At 71.7% G+C, this 15,738-nt stretch carries 14 protein-coding genes; 6 read left to right on the forward strand and 8 right to left on the reverse strand.

Annotated elements, in window-relative coordinates; genetic code table 11:
• Nucleotides 1-336: 336 nt before the first annotated feature.
• Entirely contained in the window at nucleotides 337-978 is a 642-nt protein-coding gene (locus ABZ340_RS35105) for a DNA-3-methyladenine glycosylase (protein WP_358785947.1), read from the reverse strand.
• A 152-nt stretch (nucleotides 979-1,130) separates the two neighbouring features.
• Here ABZ340_RS35105 and ABZ340_RS35110 point away from each other — a divergent pair, with 152 nt between their 5' ends.
• From ABZ340_RS35110 to ABZ340_RS35120, 3 genes are all read left to right on the forward strand, one after another.
• Nucleotides 1,131-1,913, forward strand: a complete 783-nt coding sequence (locus tag ABZ340_RS35110) for a sporulation protein (protein ID WP_358785948.1) — start codon at nucleotides 1,131-1,133, stop codon at nucleotides 1,911-1,913.
• A 72-nt stretch (nucleotides 1,914-1,985) separates the two neighbouring features.
• Nucleotides 1,986-2,525 carry a YbhB/YbcL family Raf kinase inhibitor-like protein gene (locus tag ABZ340_RS35115; protein WP_358785949.1) on the forward strand — a complete coding sequence of 180 codons (540 nt, stop codon included), beginning with the start codon at nucleotides 1,986-1,988 and terminating at the stop codon, nucleotides 2,523-2,525.
• 203 nt (nucleotides 2,526-2,728) lie between these two features.
• Complete coding sequence (locus ABZ340_RS35120) at nucleotides 2,729-3,235, forward strand: HNH endonuclease (protein ID WP_358785950.1); 507 nt, start codon at nucleotides 2,729-2,731, stop codon at nucleotides 3,233-3,235.
• A 112-nt stretch (nucleotides 3,236-3,347) separates the two neighbouring features.
• Here the strand turns inward: ABZ340_RS35120 and ABZ340_RS35125 are convergent, their stop codons facing one another.
• The 3 genes from ABZ340_RS35125 to ABZ340_RS35135 form a co-directional block, all read right to left on the reverse strand.
• On the reverse strand, nucleotides 3,348-4,307 hold the full coding sequence (locus ABZ340_RS35125) for an SPFH domain-containing protein (RefSeq protein ID WP_358785951.1): 960 nt from the start codon (nucleotides 4,305-4,307) through the stop codon (nucleotides 3,348-3,350).
• Between the two features lie 158 nt (nucleotides 4,308-4,465).
• Nucleotides 4,466-4,897, reverse strand: a complete 432-nt coding sequence (locus ABZ340_RS35130; RefSeq protein ID WP_358785952.1) for an NfeD family protein — start codon at nucleotides 4,895-4,897, stop codon at nucleotides 4,466-4,468.
• A 145-nt stretch (nucleotides 4,898-5,042) separates the two neighbouring features.
• On the reverse strand, nucleotides 5,043-5,840 hold the full coding sequence (locus ABZ340_RS35135) for an ABC transporter ATP-binding protein (protein ID WP_358785953.1): 798 nt from the start codon (nucleotides 5,838-5,840) through the stop codon (nucleotides 5,043-5,045).
• 149 nt (nucleotides 5,841-5,989) lie between these two features.
• Here ABZ340_RS35135 and ABZ340_RS35140 point away from each other — a divergent pair, with 149 nt between their 5' ends.
• Nucleotides 5,990-6,778, forward strand: a complete 789-nt coding sequence (locus ABZ340_RS35140; protein WP_358785954.1) for a hypothetical protein — start codon at nucleotides 5,990-5,992, stop codon at nucleotides 6,776-6,778.
• A gap of 158 nt (nucleotides 6,779-6,936) precedes the next feature.
• Here the strand turns inward: ABZ340_RS35140 and chpE are convergent, their stop codons facing one another.
• The 3 genes from chpE to ABZ340_RS35155 form a co-directional block, all read right to left on the reverse strand.
• Nucleotides 6,937-7,182, reverse strand: coding sequence for a chaplin ChpE (gene chpE / locus ABZ340_RS35145; RefSeq protein WP_358785955.1), 246 nt, complete (start codon nucleotides 7,180-7,182; stop codon nucleotides 6,937-6,939).
• 221 nt (nucleotides 7,183-7,403) lie between these two features.
• A complete protein-coding gene (locus ABZ340_RS35150; RefSeq protein WP_358785956.1) occupies nucleotides 7,404-8,045 on the reverse strand; it encodes a response regulator transcription factor in 642 nt (213 codons plus the stop codon).
• Nucleotides 8,038-9,183, reverse strand: a complete 1,146-nt coding sequence (locus ABZ340_RS35155) for a GAF domain-containing sensor histidine kinase (protein WP_358785957.1) — start codon at nucleotides 9,181-9,183, stop codon at nucleotides 8,038-8,040. The genes ABZ340_RS35150 and ABZ340_RS35155 overlap by 8 nt, the downstream gene beginning before the upstream one ends.
• 925 nt (nucleotides 9,184-10,108) lie before the next feature.
• Here ABZ340_RS35155 and ABZ340_RS35160 point away from each other — a divergent pair.
• Nucleotides 10,109-10,834 (forward strand): transglycosylase SLT domain-containing protein, encoded by a 726-nt coding sequence (locus ABZ340_RS35160; RefSeq protein WP_358785958.1) that lies wholly within the window; start codon nucleotides 10,109-10,111, stop codon nucleotides 10,832-10,834.
• A gap of 92 nt (nucleotides 10,835-10,926) precedes the next feature.
• Here the strand turns inward: ABZ340_RS35160 and ABZ340_RS35165 are convergent, their stop codons facing one another.
• Nucleotides 10,927-13,461, reverse strand: coding sequence for an FHA domain-containing protein (locus tag ABZ340_RS35165; protein ID WP_358785959.1), 2,535 nt, complete (start codon nucleotides 13,459-13,461; stop codon nucleotides 10,927-10,929).
• 244 nt (nucleotides 13,462-13,705) lie between these two features.
• On the opposite strand from ABZ340_RS35165, the gene ABZ340_RS35170 reads away from it, so the two are divergent.
• Nucleotides 13,706-15,738 (forward strand): streptophobe family protein (locus ABZ340_RS35170; RefSeq protein ID WP_358785960.1); only part of this gene is annotated, 2,033 nt, incomplete at its 3' end.

Raw genomic sequence — 15,738 nt, forward strand, 5'->3', positions numbered from 1 at the left:
TCCGATTTCCTCGGTGCTTTCCAGGTTCCCGCTCTCGCGTTTCCCTTTCCGGCGCTTCCGACTCTATCAGATCCTTTCGGGCCTGATTCCCAGTCGGCGGGTTTTGCCTGAGGCTTCCGGACTTTCGTCCGTCGTCCTTTCGGCATTCACTACGTTAGCCGATTTCCCTGCGGGCTCATAATCGAGTCCTGTGAGGCCGAATTCAGGCATGCGGGCACGCCGAATTCGTCCCCGCTGAGGGGAAGTCGTAGGTAGTGGGTTGGCCGCTCCGGCTGCAGGCGATTGCCGTACCCGGTTCAGCGGCTCGGAATACATTACGCGGCTCGCGAGGGCGCGTCAACTTCGGCGGCGCCTCGGAACGTGGGGCCGGTACGGGCTCACCGTCGGGTCGCCGGTGATCCAGAAGCGCCAGGGGTGGATGCCGCCCTCGCCGGCCACTCCGGTGCGGGGGCCGTTGCTGACCTGGTCACGCGGTACGGGGGTGCCGGTGAGGATGCTCAGGGGGGTGTCCTCGGTGGAGCAGGCGTCCGTGCCGTCCAGGGTCCGGTCCACGTCCAGGGCGGTGGCGAGGCGCGCGGGGCCTTTGGCCAGTTCCTTGTCATTGCGGGCCGAGAGCCGACGGGTGCGGGCCAGCTCTGCGCCCTCGATGATCTCGCCGGCGCGGAGCAGGACCCCGCTCGCGCGGCCCTCGGGTCCGCACACGAGGTTCATGCAGAACCACATGCCGTAGGTGAAGTAGACGTACACGTGCCCGGGAGGGCCGAACATCACCGCGTTGCGGGCCGTGCGGCCGCGGTAGGCGTGGGAGCCGGGGTCGTTCGGGCCGTCGTAGGCCTCGACCTCGGTCAGGCGGAGGGCGATCGGACCGTCGGGGGTGCTGCGGACGAGGACGCGGCCCAGGAGGTCGGGGGCGACGTCGAGGACGGGGCGGTCGAAGAAGCTCCTGGGCAGGGGCGTACGGTCGGGGGTCGCGATCATGCCGTCCGAGCGTACTGCAGACGGGTGCCGCACCGGGGTGGTCGGGCGGTCCCCGCCCTGCCAGGGTGGGGCGCGGAACCGGGCACGGCCGGATCGCGTTCCTAGGGGACAGATGTCCGCGGTGATCAGCCGTCCACTGATGAGGGAGAGACATGGCGTTCAAGAAGCTGCTCGCGAGCCTGGGAGCCGGCGGGGCTTCGGTCGAGACGGTGCTGAACGAGGTCAACGTCGTGCCGGGCGGTGTCGTCCAGGGTGAGGTGCGGATCCAGGGCGGGTCCGTCAACCAGCAGATCGAGGCGCTGTCGGTCGGGCTGCAGGCCAAGGTCGAGGTGGAGAGCGGCGACCAGGAGTACAAGCAGGACATCGAGTTCACGAAGGTGCAGCTCGGCGGTGCCTTCGAGCTCCAGGCGAACGCCGTGCACGCGGTGCCGTTCGGGCTGGAGATCCCGTGGGAGACGCCGATCACGGTGATCGACGGGCAGCCGCTGCGCGGAATGAACATCGGCGTGACCACGGAGCTGGCGATCGCGCGGGCCGTGGACTCCGGTGACCTGGACCCGATCAGCGTGCACCCGCTGCCGGCTCAGAAGGCGATCCTGGACGCCTTCATCCAGCTGGGCTTCCGGTTCAAGAACGCGGACCTGGAGCGCGGCCACATCCGGGGCACACGGCAGAAGCTGCCGTTCTACCAGGAGATCGAGTTCTTCCCGCCGCAGCAGTACCGGGGGCTGAACCAGGTGGAGTTGAGCTTCGTGGCCGACGAGCACGCCATGGACGTCGTCCTGGAGATGGACAAGAAGCCGGGGCTGTTCAGCGAGGGCAGCGACACGTTCCGGTCGTTCCAGGTGGGGCTGAACGACTACCAGGGGACCGACTGGGCGGCGTACCTGAACCAGTGGCTGTCCGAGGTCGGCAGCAAGCGCAACTGGTTCTAGGCTCGGGAACCACCGATTCCGCCGATCGGCGTGATCGGGAAACTCCCCAGGAACCGATCAGGAGGTACCGAGGTGACCGAGCTGAAGAGGCCGCCGCTCCCCCATGACTTCCATCCGCCCGTGCCGTCGTTCACGGTGACGAGCGAGGACGTCCAGGAGGGCGCGAGGCTCAAGGACGCTCAGGTCTACGCGGAGGGCAACACCTCGCCGCAGCTGCGGTGGGAGGGCTTCCCGGCCGAGACCAAGAGCTTCGCCGTGACCTGCTACGACCCGGACGCCCCGACGGGCAGCGGGTTCTGGCACTGGGTGGTGTTCGACATCCCGGCCTCGGTGACCGAGCTGCCGGCGGGTGCGGGCAGCGGGAAGTTCGAGGGGCTGCCGGAGGGTGCCGTCCAGGTCCGCAACGACTACGGCACCAAGGACTTCGGCGGTGCCGCGCCGCCGGCCGGTGACGGCCCGCACCGGTACGTCTTCACCGTGTACGCCGTGGACCAGGAGAAGCTGGGGCCGGACGCGGACGCGACGCCCGCGGTCGTGGGTTTCAACCTGCGGTTCCACACGATCGCGCGGGCCCGGCTGATCGGTGAGTACGAGGTGCCCGCCGAAAGCTGAGCAACCGAGCGTTCGCGGAACGTTTGCCCGTCTCTGGTCTTGGAAGTGATCAGAGGCGGGCATGTTTGTTGCCGGGGGGCCGCGGGGGTGGCGGGTTCCCTCGTGGGAGCAGCGGATATTGCGTTGTCCCTCCCGGCGTGCCCGGCCAGAGTTGATCCCAGCCCGCCAGGGGGTGGGCCGGTGCACACGGGAGGTGGGCTGGTATGCGGGACACGCTGGTGCTGAACGCGAGCTTCGAGCCGCTGTCGACGGTGACGCTGAACCGAGCCGTCGTTCTGGTGCTTCAGGACAAGGCCGTCGTCGAACAGGCCCACCCCGAACTGCGGATGCGGGGAGCGGCGGTCGACATACCGGCGCCCCGGGTGATCCGGCTCTGCCAGTACGTACGGGTGCCGTTCCGAAGACGAGCGCCGTGGTCGAGGCGGGGTGTGCTGGTCCGGGACCGGCACCGGTGCGCGTACTGCGGCAGGCGGGCGACGACCGTGGACCACGTGGTGCCGCGGTCGCAGGGTGGGCAGGACACGTGGCTGAACACAGTCGCCGCGTGCGCGGAGGACAACCACCGCAAGGCCGACCGGACGCCGGAGGAGGCGGGGATGGCGCTGCTGCGACAGCCGTTCGAGCCGACGCCGGCGGACGCGATGCTGCTGGCGCTGGGGCAGGAGGACCTCTCTGCGCTGCCGGACTGGTTGGCTCTGGGCGCTGCGTGACGAGCGCCGTAAGGGCTTGAAGAGGCGGTCGGACGCGGGGTGTCCGTGGCCGGTCGCGCAGTGCCCCGCGTCCCTCGGGTGGGCGCGGGGCACTGTGTGTCGGGAGCGGCCGTCAGTCGATGGACGGCTTCTCGCGGCGTTCCGTGCCGCTGTTGCCGTTGCCGCCGGTGGAGCCGCCGTTGGCCGAACCGCCGCCCATGGCGCCGAAGTTGCCCATGGCGCCGGACAGGCCCTTGAGAGCATCCCCGATCTCGCTGGGGACGATCCAGAGCTTGTTGGCGTCGCCTTCGGCGATCTTCGGCAGCATCTGGAGGTACTGGTAGGAGAGCAGCTTCTGGTCCGGGTCGCCGGCGTGGATGGCCTCGAAGACCGTGCGGACGGCCTGGGCCTCGCCCTCGGCGCGCAGTGCGGCGGCCTTGGCCTCACCTTCGGCGCGCAGGATCTGGGACTGCTTCTCGCCCTCGGCGCGCAGGATCTCGGACTGCCGGACACCTTCGGCCTGGAGGATCGCGGCGCGCTTGTCGCGGTCGGCGCGCATCTGCTTCTCCATCGAGTCCTGGATGGAGGTGGGCGGCTCGATCGCCTTGAGCTCGACGCGGTTGACGCGGATGCCCCACTTGCCGGTGGCCTCGTCGAGGACGCCGCGCAGGGCCGCGTTGATCTCCTCGCGGGAGGTCAGGGTCCGCTCCAGGTCCATGCCGCCGATGATGTTGCGCAGCGTGGTGACGGTGAGCTGCTCGATGGCCTGGATGTAGCTGGCGACCTCGTAGGTGGCGGCCCGGGCGTCGGTGACCTGGTAGTAGATGACGGTGTCGATGTTGACGACCAGGTTGTCCTGGGTGATCACCGGCTGCGGCGGGAACGGGACGACCTGTTCGCGCAGGTCGATGCGGTTGCGGATGGTGTCGATGAACGGGACGACGATGTTGAGGCCCGCGTTCAGGGTCCGTGTGTAGCGGCCGAAGCGCTCGACGATGGCGGCGCTGGCCTGTGGGATGACCTGGATCGTCTTGATCAGGGCGATGAAGACCAACACCACCAGGATGATCAGGACGATGATGACCGGTTGCATCGTCGTTCCCCGTCCCCTTCTCCGTCTTCGCCCCTCGGCGCTTCCGGCAGATCTTGCGAATCGTGCACGATCTTACGGCTGTTGAAGATCTTGCTGGTCGAGTCTGACAGACCGTCGCGTGCCCCGGGGGGTGTTCGCGCCACTTGCGTCATGGGAGGTCACATGACGATCGCCGTGGCCCCCTCGATGTCCACGACGTCCACTTCCTGCCCCACTTCGTAGGCGCGGCCGGTGTCGAGGGCGCGCGCGGACCAGACTTCGCCGGCGAGCTTGATCCGGCCGCCGGAGCCGTCGACGCGTTCCAGTACGACGGCCTGTCTGCCTTTCAACGCCTCGACGCCGGAGAGCAGTTGGGGCCTCCGGTTGCGGTGCCGCGCGGCGATGGGCCGTACGACGGCGATGAGGGCGACCGAGACGACGACGAAGACGAGGACCTGGACCACGAGACCTGCGCCGAATCCGGAGGCGGCCGCGGCGGCGACCGCGCCCACGGCGAGCATCCCGAACTCCGGCATCGCGGTCACGACGAGCGGGATTCCGAGCGCTGCCGCGGCGACGAGCCACCACACCCATGCGTCGATGTTGGTCACATGGTCATGGTAGGTCCGCGAACCGGGGCGCGGACAGGGCGCCGTGCGGCTCACGGCGGCATCCGGCCCGCGCACCGGCGCGGTGCCGACAGGCGCCGACAGGTGCCGACAGGTGCCGGCAGATGTCGGCAGGTGCCGGGAAGGGTCAGGACAGCGGGAGGCCCTGGGCGGTCCAGCGGTCCCCGACCTGCTCGACGACGAGCGGCAGGCCGAAGCAGAGGGAGAGGTTGCGGGAGGTGAGCTCGAGCTCGATCGGGCCGGCGGCGAGGACCTTGCCCTGGCGGATCATCAGGACGTGGGTGAAGCCGGGGGCGATCTCCTCGACGTGGTGGGTGACCATGATCATCGAGGGGGCGATCGGGTCGCGGGCGAGGCGGCCGAGGCGGCGGACGAGGTCTTCGCGGCCGCCGAGGTCGAGGCCGGCGGCGGGCTCGTCGAGGAGCAGCAGCTCGGGGTCGCTCATCAGGGCGCGGGCGATGAGGGTGCGCTTGCGCTCGCCCTCGGAGAGGGTGCCGAAGCGGCGGTCGAGGTAGTCGGACATGCCGAGGCGGTCGAGGAAGGCGCGGGCGCGCTGCTCGTCGATGTCCTCGTAGTCCTCCTGCCAGGTGGCGGTCATGCCGTACGCGGCGGTCAGGACGGTCTGCAGGACGGTCTGGCGCTTGGGGAGCTTGTCGGCCATGGCGATGCCGGCCATGCCGATGCGCGGGCGCAGTTCGAAGACGTCGGTGCCGGGCCTGCCGAGGGTCTCGCCGAGGATGGTGGCGGTACCCGTGCTGGGGTAGAGGTAGCTGGACGCGACGTTGAGGAGGGTGGTCTTGCCGGCGCCGTTGGGGCCGAGGATGACCCAGCGCTCGCCCTCCTTGACCGACCAGGAGACCTGGTCCACCAGAGCCCGGCCCTCGCGGACCACGGATACGTCCTGAAGCTCCAGAACATCGCTCATGAGCGCGTTGTCTCCCCTTGCAGTGTGGCCGGTCTCGGCTGTCGCGTACGCCTGTGGCTCGGTGGACCCGCCGGTGGGCGGGGCCCTCAACGAATCTACGCCACCGGTCGGCTTATCCGTTCCATCGGTCCGGTCCTTAGGGTGGAGGCATGCTCTCGGAACCACGTTCAGGCCGACTGGCCGCCTGGGGAAATGCCCTTCTCACCGGACTTGTCGCTCCGGATGACGCCGCGCTCGCGATCGTGGGCGAGGACGCGGTGCACCGGGTGGAGGGGCTGCCGGGCGAGTCGGCGCCGGTCGGGCTCACGCTCGCGCTGGGGCGGCTGCGGACGCTCGGTGCGACCGGTCTGCGGGTCGCGCTGCCCGCGCCGGGGCATCCGCTGGGGCTGAGCGGGCCGCCGGAGTTCAACGCGCGGGCGCTGGAGGCGGAGGAAGCGGTGGTCTGCCACGGCACCGCGCTCGGGCTGGTGCCGGAGGTGTACGAGGCCGGGCCCGAGGGCGATGTGCATGTGGAGGTCGTCTGGCACTGTCTGCCGGTGCGGGAGGCGCCGCCCGCCGACGTGCCGTCGCTCGGGGAGGCGGAGCGGGAGCTGGCCGAGGCGCTGCGGGAGGCGACGGAGGTGCTGACGCGGCTGGACGTGGCCGCTTCGGGGCCGGTGGCGCAGGCGGCGATCGAGGCGTACCGGGCGCGGGCGGAAGCGGGGCGTCAGGTGCTGGCGCCGGGGTATCCGCCGCGGGCGGTGCGGGTGCTGGAGCTGGCGCAGCGGGTGGGGGCGCTGATCTCGCTGGCGTACGGCAGTGGGCACGGGGGCGCGGTCAGCGCCTCGGAGATGGCGGCGCGGTCGGCCGCGCTGCGGCCGGTGGAGCGGACGGCTCGGCGGGCGCAGGTGGCGGCGTACAACTCCGTCGTGGAGGAACGGGAGCGGGGGGCGCGGTGACGTACGGGCGTCGCCCGGCGGCGGGGCCGGGGCCACGCTCGGGGAGGTGTCTTCCTCGGCGCCGGGGCCTGTCGTCGGTCGTCGAGGGCGCCGGAACATGACGACCGGCCTCCCGGGCGAGCCCGGGAGGCCGTGGTCCGTGGCGGCTCCGCGGCAGGTCAGCGGTTGACGCCGAGGTTGCCGAAGGCGGGGTTCAGCACACCGATGACGTTCACGCTGTTGCCGACCGCGTTCACCGGGACGTGCACCGGCGCCTGGACGAGGTTGCCGGAGAGGACGCCCGGCGAACCCGCGGCCTTGCCGTGGGCGACGGCGCCGTCACTGGCGGAGGCCATGCCGGCACCGGCGGCGAGCAGCCCACCGGTCACCATCGTCACAGCGGCTGCCTTCTTCAGGTTCTTCACTTTCAAGCCCTCCTTGCGACGGCTGCGGCAGTCGCCGCAGCACGCACTGGAGAACGGCCGGGGCCCGCGGAGGATGCGCCATCCGGGTGACATTCCCACGACGGTATGAATCTCAGCTCGGAGCGGAACCCTCCGTACTTCCGTGGCGTCGCGTCGCCGCGGTGTCACGGTCGGCGATCGGCGGTGGGTAGTGGGTGGTAGGTGGTGGGCGAACCGGTCGGTCAGCCGGTCAGGCCGTGCCGTACGGCCCACAGGGCGGCCTGGGTGCGGTCCGCGAGGTCGAGCTTCATCAGGATGTTCGAGACGTGCGTCTTCACGGTCTTCTCGGAGAGGACCAGCGCACGGGCGATCTCCCGGTTGGAACGGCCGTCCGCTATCAGGCCGAGCACCTCGCGCTCCCGGTCCGTGAGCGTGCCCGCCCTGCCCTGGCCGGTGGTGCCCACCTCCTGGGACAGCAGGGCCTCCGCGACCTCGGGCTGGAGCAGGACGTGCCCGGCGTGCACGGAGCGGATGGCGCCGGCGAGGGCGTCGGGGTCGACGTCCTTGTAGACGTATCCGGCGGCGCCCGCGCGCAGGGCGGGGACGACGGTGCGCTGCTCGGTGAAACTGGTGATGACCAGCACACGCGCGGGGTTCTCCAGCTCGCGGAGTCTGCGCAGCGCCGCGACGCCGTCCATGGCCGGCATCTTGACGTCCATGAGGATCACGTCGGGTTTCAGCTCCTCGGCGCGGTCGACTCCCTCGGCGCCGTCCGCGGCCTCGCCCACCACCTCTATGTCGTCCTGCACCTCCAGGAAGGTGCGCAGGCCGCGGCGGACCACTTGGTGGTCGTCGACGAGCAGCACCTTGATCGCGTCAGCCACCGGGAACCTCCATCTCGATCGTGGTGCCCTTGCCGGGCGCCGATTCCACGGTCAGCGCGCCGCCGACGCCGCTCGCCCGGTCCCGCATGGAGACCAGACCCAGATGGCGTCCCGCGCGGCGGATCGCCTGCGGGTCGAAACCGCTGCCGTCGTCCGTGACCCGCAGGACGGCACCGGCGCCGTACCGGCCCAGGGTCACGTCGACGTGCCGCGCCCCGGAGTGCCGCAGGGCGTTGTGCAGCGCCTCCTGGGCGACGCGCAGCAGCGCTTCCTCCTGGGCGGCGGGCAGGGCGCGTACGCCGCGGCTGGTGAAGGTCACGCGCGCGCTGTGGGCGCGGTCGAGGACCTGGGTCTGGGTGCGCAGGGTGGCGACGAGGCCGTCCTCGTCGAGGGCGGCGGGGCGCAGTTCGACGACGGCGGCGCGCAGCTCGTCGGCGGCTTCCGCGGCGAGTGCGGCGACCTGCTGGAGCTCGCCCTTCGCGCGGGAGGGGTCGCGGTCCACCAGACGGGCCGCGGCCTGGGCGGTCAGGCGGAGGGAGAAGAGCTTCTGGCTGACCGCGTCGTGCAGCTCGTGGGCGAGGCGGGAGCGCTCCTCGGCGATGGTCAGCTCGCGGCTGCGCTCGTACAGGCGCGCGTTGGTGAGGGCGATCGCCGCGTGCTGGGCGAGGATGCCGAGCAGGTCCTCGTCCTCCTCGGTGAAGCCGCAGCCGCCCTGGGGCTTCGGACAGTTCTTGTTGGCGAGGAAGAGGGCGCCGAGGACCTCGTCGCCGTCGCGGATGGGCAGGCCCAGGAAGTCGACGAGATCGGGATGGGCGGCCGGCCAGCCCTCGAAGCGGGGGTCCTCGCGGACGTCGGCGAGGCGCTCGGCCCTGGCCTCGTGCAGCATCGCGGCGAGGACGCCGTGCTGGCGCGGCAGCGGGCCGATGGCCTTCCACTGCTCGTCGCTGACACCGTCGACGACGAACTGGGCGAAGCCGCCGTGGTCGTCGGGGACGCCGAGCGCGGCGTACTGGGCGTCGAGCAGCTCGCGGGCGGAGGAGACGATCGTCTTCAGGACGTCGCGCACCTCCAGGTGCCTGCTCATGGCCAGCAACGCGGAGCTCACCGCGGCGAGGCCGGACCGGGGGCCGTGACTCATGTCCTCACGGTACCGGCGAGGGCCGGCAGCGCAGATCGGACCTGTGACGGCCCTCGCCTAGGGCGGTGGGCGTAGGGCTGAGGTCCTGTGCCCGGGTGGCGGGAGCGGTCCTGGGGGCTGTGGCGGGTGTGGGCGGCGGGCGGACACGGCCGGTACGCGTGCGTGGCGGTGCGCTACGGGCCGCCGCCTCCCGTCCGGGGAGGCGGCGGGTGGGTGGCCGGGCGGGGAGGCCCGGAGGGGCAGGAGGGGCGGAGAGGCAGGAGGGGCGGAGAGGCAGGAGGGGCGGAGAGGCAGGAGGGGCGGAGCACTGCGTACTACGCGCGCGTGCGGGCGGGTGCGTGTGCGGGCCCGCGGACAAGGGCGGACAAGGAGGGCGGGGCGGCCGGGCCGAAGCGGGGTGCGGGCCCGTCGTCCCGGGCGCGGGGATGCGGGCCGGCGAAGGCGCACGAGCCGTTGTTCCCGCCGTGTCGCACGAGCCGTTGTTCCCGCCGTGTCCGGGGCGGCGCCCGGTGCCGGAGGCCCCGGCGGGGCGGGGCTGCGCCGCGGGGTGGCCGCCGCGGTTCCGGTGGTGCGTCGGCGGCCTCGCCCAGGCACTCACAGAGTGCATTGCTTGAGCAACTAGGGGTGAGAGCGGCGAGGGCCCGATGTGAGGCCGCGCATAGGGCGCAGATCACCTACGAAGGGGAGTAGGAGAGCAAGACGTCCCTTTTGAGCGGGGTAAACAGTCCCGTCTGCCCTGTTTTACCCCACCCTGATCCACTACCCCGGATCGTACGTCACACCTTTGCCACGCAATTTTGCGGCCGCTAAGAATTGCTCACGTCGCTCAGCGCCGCGGGTTCCCTCCGCGGCGTTTGTGCCGGAAGCACCACCGTCCCCGTTGGACATGAGCGACCTCCGCGCTACACGAAGAGGTCCCCCTCCCATGCCCAAGAACTTCCTTACCCGTGGCCATAGTCTTTCCCTGACCCGCAACCGCAAGATCGCGCTCGCCGGTGTCGGCACGCTGGGCGCCGCCGCCCTCGCCTTCTCCGCGGTGCCGGGCGGTGGGCAGACGACCACGGCCGAGGCCGGCGCCCCGGCCAAGGTGGCGTACAGCACCGAGCAGATCCAGGGCGTCAAGGCAGGCGTCACCGACCAGCTCGCCGGCGCGAGCGAGAAGGTCGCCTCCATCGAGGCGAAGAAGAAGGCCGCCGACGAGGCCGCCGCGAAGAAGAAGGCGACCGCCCGGGCCGCCGCGGAGAAGGCCGCCCAGGAGCGCCAGGTGCAGAAGGCCGCGAGCCGCTCCGCCAAGCGCGTCTCCGTCAAGCAGGTCTCCGCGAAGACCTACCCGAACAACCTCGACGGCTGGATCCGCGAGTCCCTCGCCATCATGAAGAAGCACGGCATCCCGGGCACGTACTCGGGCATCCACCGCAACATCATGCGGGAGTCCTCCGGCAACCCGATGGCCATCAACAACTGGGACATCAACGCCATCAACGGCATCCCGTCCAAGGGCCTGCTCCAGGTCATCCCGCCGACCTTCAAGGCCTACCACGTGCCCGGCACGTCCTGGAACATCTACGACCCGGTCGCCAACATCACCGCCGCCTGCAACTACGCGGCCGACCGCTACGGCTCCATGGACAACGTCAACAGCGCTTACTGAGAGGTCGGCGCGGACCTCTTCTCGCGATCACTGACGCCGAAGGGCGGCACCCTCCTGACGGGGTGCCGCCCTTCGGGGTCGTACGGCCGGTCCTACTTGCGCATGACCTCGGGCTCGTGACGGCGCAGGAAGCGGGCCACGAAGAAGCCGCAGATCACGCCGAGGGCGAGGAGCGCGAGCATGTCGGCGGCCCAGGTGCCGACGGTGTGCTCCCACAGCGGGTCGGCGCCGGCGCCCTCCTCCGGCGGGCTGATCCTGTTGAAGTCCAGCGTGGCGCCGGCGGCGGCGACCGCCCAGCGGGACGGCATCAGGTACGAGACCTGGTTGACGCCGACCGCGCCGTTCAGGGCGAACAGGCAGCCGGTGAAGACGACCTGGACGATCGCGAACATGACCAGCAGCGGCATGGTCTTCTCGGCGGTCCTCACCAGCGACGAGATGACCAGGCCGAACATCATCGAGGTGAAGCCGAGCGCCATGATCGGCAGGGAGAGCTCGACCAGCGTGGCGCCGCCGAGGACCAGCCCCTCCTCGGGGATCTCCCGGCCCGCGAAACCGATGACGCCGACCAGCAGGCCCTGCCCCACGGTGATCAGTCCGAGGACGAACACCTTCGACATCAGGTACGCCGACCGGGACAGGCCGGTGGCGCGCTCCCGTTCGTAGATGACCCGTTCCTTGATCAGCTCGCGGACCGAGTTGGCGGCCCCCGCGAAGCAGGCGCCGACGGCGAGGATCAGCAGGACCGTGGTGGCCGTGCCGTTCGGGACGATCCGGCCGCTGTCCGGCTTGGGCGGGTTGGGCAGCAGACCGTGGTCGGGGTCGATGAGCAGGCTCACCGCGCCGAGGACGGCGGGCAGGATCACCATCAGGGCGAGGAAGCCCCGGTCGGAGGCGATCACCGACAGGTAGCGGCGCACCAGGGTGCCCCACTGGGAGAACCAGCCCTGCGGCTTCGGCGGCTTGATCGCCTGCAGGGGCGGCGTCTGTACGGGCTGCGGGGCGGCGGCGTCGACGTCCGCGGCGTACAGCTGGTAGTGCTGCGAGCCCTTCCAGCGGCCGGCCCAGTCGTAGTCGCGGTAGTTCTCGAAGGCGGAGAAGACGTCGGCCCAGGAGCCGTAGCCGAAGAAGTTCAGCGCCTCCTCGGGCGGGCCGAAGTAGGCGACCGCGCCACCCGGCGCCATCACCAGCAGCTTGTCGCACAGCGCCAGCTCGGCGACGGAGTGGGTGACGACGAGGACGGTGCGGCCGTCGTCGGCCAGGCCCCGCAGCAGCTGCATGACGTCGCGGTCCATGCCCGGGTCGAGGCCGCTGGTCGGCTCGTCCAGGAAGATCAGCGACGGCTTGGTGAGCAGCTCCAGGGCGACCGAGACGCGCTTGCGCTGGCCTCCGGAGAGCGAGGTGACCTTCTTGTCCTTGTGGAGGTCGAGCTTCAGCTCGCGCAGCACCTCGTCGATGCGGGCGTCGCGCTCGGCGGCCGTGGTGTCGGCCGGGAAGCGGAGCTTGGCCGCGTACGTGAGGGCCTTCTTGACGGTCAGCTCCTTGTGCAGGATGTCGTCCTGCGGGACCAGACCGATGCGCTGGCGCAGCTCGGCGAACTGCTTGTAGAGGTTCCGGTTGTCGTAGAGGACCTCGCCCCGGTCGGCGGGCCGGTAGCCGGTGAGCGCCTTGAGCAGGGTCGACTTGCCGGAGCCGGAGGGGCCGATGACGGCGATCAGCGACTTCTCGGGTACGCCGAAGGAGACGTCCTTGAGGATCTGCTTGCCGCCGTCGACCGTGACGGTCAGGTGGCGGGCGGAGAAGGACACCTCGCCGGTGTCGACGAACTCCTCCAGCCGGTCGCCGACGATCCGGAACGCGGAGTGGCCGACGCCGACGATGTCGGCCGGGCCGAGCGTGCGGGAACCGCCCTTGGGGATCGGCTGGCCGTTGACGTACGTGCCGTTGTGCGACCCCAGGTCGCGGATCTCGAAGCGGCCGTCGGGCGCGGCGTGGAACTCGGCGTGGTGGCGGGAGACCTGGAGGTCGGAGACGACCAGGTCGTTCTCCAGGGCACGGCCGATGCGCATCACGCGGCCGAGCGCGAACCGGTGGAACGTGGTCGGGCTGCGGTCGCCGTACACCGGCGGCGTCCCCGCGGCGCCGCCGGGGCTCTGCTGCTGGGGGATGTGCGGCGCGGGCCGCTGCTGCGGCTGCGGGCCGGGGCCTTTGGGGGCAGGTGCCTGCGGGGCGGCCGGGGCCTGCTGGGCGGCCCCGCCGGGGTTCACGCCCTGTGCGGCGTACGGCTGCTGGGGCTGGGGCTGGGGCTGGACTTGGGGTGCGGTTGCGCCGGTCGCGGCGGCGGACAGGGTCAGCCGCGGTCCGTCGGTGGCGTTGCCCAGGTGAACCGCCGTACCGGGCACGAGCTCCAGCCGCTGGATCCGCCGTCCTTGCACGAACGTGCCGTTGGTGCTGCCGTGGTCCTCCAGGACCCAACCGCGGCCGTCGAAGCTGATCGTGGCGTGACGCCAGGAGACCCTGGCGTCGTGGAACACGATGTCCCCTTGCGGATCGCGTCCGAGGGCGTACGACGTGGACGGATCGAGCGTCCAGGTCCGTCCGTCGGTTTCCAGTACGAGTTCCGGCACTCCATGCCCCACTGAGTTGTCCCCCGAATCGCCCCCATCACAGGGAGTCTAGGGATGTCGAACATCGGGGGGAACTATTTCAGGCCCGGCCTCCTGACCGGAACTCGGGCCTTGCGCAGACCGCGTACGTGCACAGCGGCGGTCGCCGTTGACGGGGTCGAAAACTGCCCGGACAGTGGTAATCCACGCGAGGGGGACACGCGCGGCGGAATGCCGCACCACCGCCGCGGATCGGGGGTCTGCCATGAGCGCGTCCACGAGCACCGGCACCGCGGGCCACGGCGCGAAAGTGCCGTGGGGGGACGTGGTGCTGTCCGCGATCGCCTCGGTGAGCTGGGCGTTGATCGGCATGGCCGGCACGGCCGCGCTCGGGCTGCATCTGCTGCGGGCGGATACGGCGGGCTCGTTGGGGCCCATGACCGCGGCGGTCGTGGCGCTCGCGTCGGGTGGGTCGGTCACACCGTCCGGGGACGTGTCCGCGTTCGGTCTGACGGGGGCGGAGGCGACCACCGCCATCGAGATCACGCCACTGGGCGTGAGCCTGGCCGGTGCGGTGCTGCTGTCGTTCTTCTTCCTGCGGTCCTTGCGCGCGGCGGGAATTGTGGTGTCACCGGCCGAACTCCTCGCGCGCGCGGGCGCGGTGGTCGCGTTGTACGTGGCGATGCTGGGCGGGCTGGCGTGGGCGGGGCGGGACGTCGTCACGATCGACGGCGGGTCGCTGGGACCTGACGGACCTTCGGGCGGTGGTGACGGCGGCGGTGCGGACGCGGACGGTGCCGGGGTTCCGGGGCTCGGAGACCTCGGGGAGTGGGGGGACCTCGGAGGGCTGCTGCCGGACCGGGTGGGTGATCTCGTCGACGCGCAGGCGGCCGTGGGCTTCACCGTGGACACCGCGCCCACCCTGCTGGGCGGGCTCGGCTGGTCGGCCGGGGTGCTGCTGATCGCCCTGCTGGCCTCGCGCCGCACTCCCCTGCCGCGCGGCTGGGAGGCCGTGCACCACGTGGTGCGCCCGGCCGTGTCCGCCCTGGTGACGGTCCTGCTGGTGGCGGTGGCGGCGGGGCTCGCGGCGGCGGCGTACGCGGCGGCCGGTGACGACCGTCCGGAGCGGATCGCGGGCGCCGCGCTGCTGGGCACGCCGAACGGAGTGTGGCTCGGCCTTCCGGTCGGCCTGTTCGTGCCGTGGGAGGGGCGTGCGACGGGTGAGGCGGCGCGTTTCCTGCCGGACCCGCTGGACGATCTGCTGAGCGCACGCTCCGGCGAACCGGCCACCCTGGCACGGCTGGCGGAACTGGACGGGCGGGTGTGGCTGCTGGGAGTGGCGGCCGCCGTGGCGATGCTGCTGGCGGGGGTGCTGACGGCGGTGCGGACGCCGGTGGGGGTGGCGGCGCGGATGCCACCGGTGGGGGCGGGTGCGGGTGCCGGTGGGGGTGCCGGTACAGGGGTGGGGGCGGTACGGGGGCCGGGTGCGCTCGGTTTCGCGGGGCGGTGTGCGCTGCGGCTCGGTGTCGCGACCGCGCTGGTGCTCTTGCTGTCGGTCCGGCTGACGGAGGTGTCCGTACGGGCATCGCTGTCGGTTCTCGGCTTCGACGCGTTCGGCGCCGGAGTCGAGCTGCGCGGGCATCTCGGCATGGCGCTGCTGCTCGGTGCCGCCTGGGGCGCGGGGGCGGGCGCCGCCGGAGCGCTGCTGGCGTGGGCGAGCGGAGCCGCGGGGCGGCGGGCGGTGGTGCCGGGTGGAGGGGTGCGGGGTGGGCCGGGTGCGTGGGGGCCGCCGGGTGCGGGGAGCCCGCCGGGTACGTGGGGCCCGCCAGGTGCATGGAGCCCGCCGGGTGCGTGGGGGCCGCCGGCTGGTGGTGGCGGGGAGGCGAGGGCGGGGGACGCGAGGGCCGTGGCCGGGGATTCCGGGAGGCCGCCGTATGCGGCGGCGTCGGGGCCGTACGGTGCGGGGGCCGGCCCGTATACGCCGGGATCCGGCCCGCACGAGGCCGGTACGCCGTACCGGTCGGCGTATCCCGGTCCCCACCCGTATCTCCGGGTGCCGGACGGGGAGCGGGGAGCAGGGGACGCCCTTCCGCCGGGGGCGCGGCCCGCCGAGGAGGCGGGGCGGCCGGAGGATCCGTCGGAGAGCGGCCGGCAACAGCGCGGTGAGGACGATGTGTACGGCGCGCCCACGGTGACCCGGCCGATCGGGCCGCCCTACCTTTCAACTCACGGGTGCACCCCAGCCATTCGTAAGGTTGTGGCACCCAGGGGGGAGGGGTGTGGCTCTCGGGCTCGCTG

Source organism: Streptomyces sp. NPDC006134 (assembly GCF_040628835.1).
Classification (GTDB): domain Bacteria; phylum Actinomycetota; class Actinomycetes; order Streptomycetales; family Streptomycetaceae; genus Streptomyces.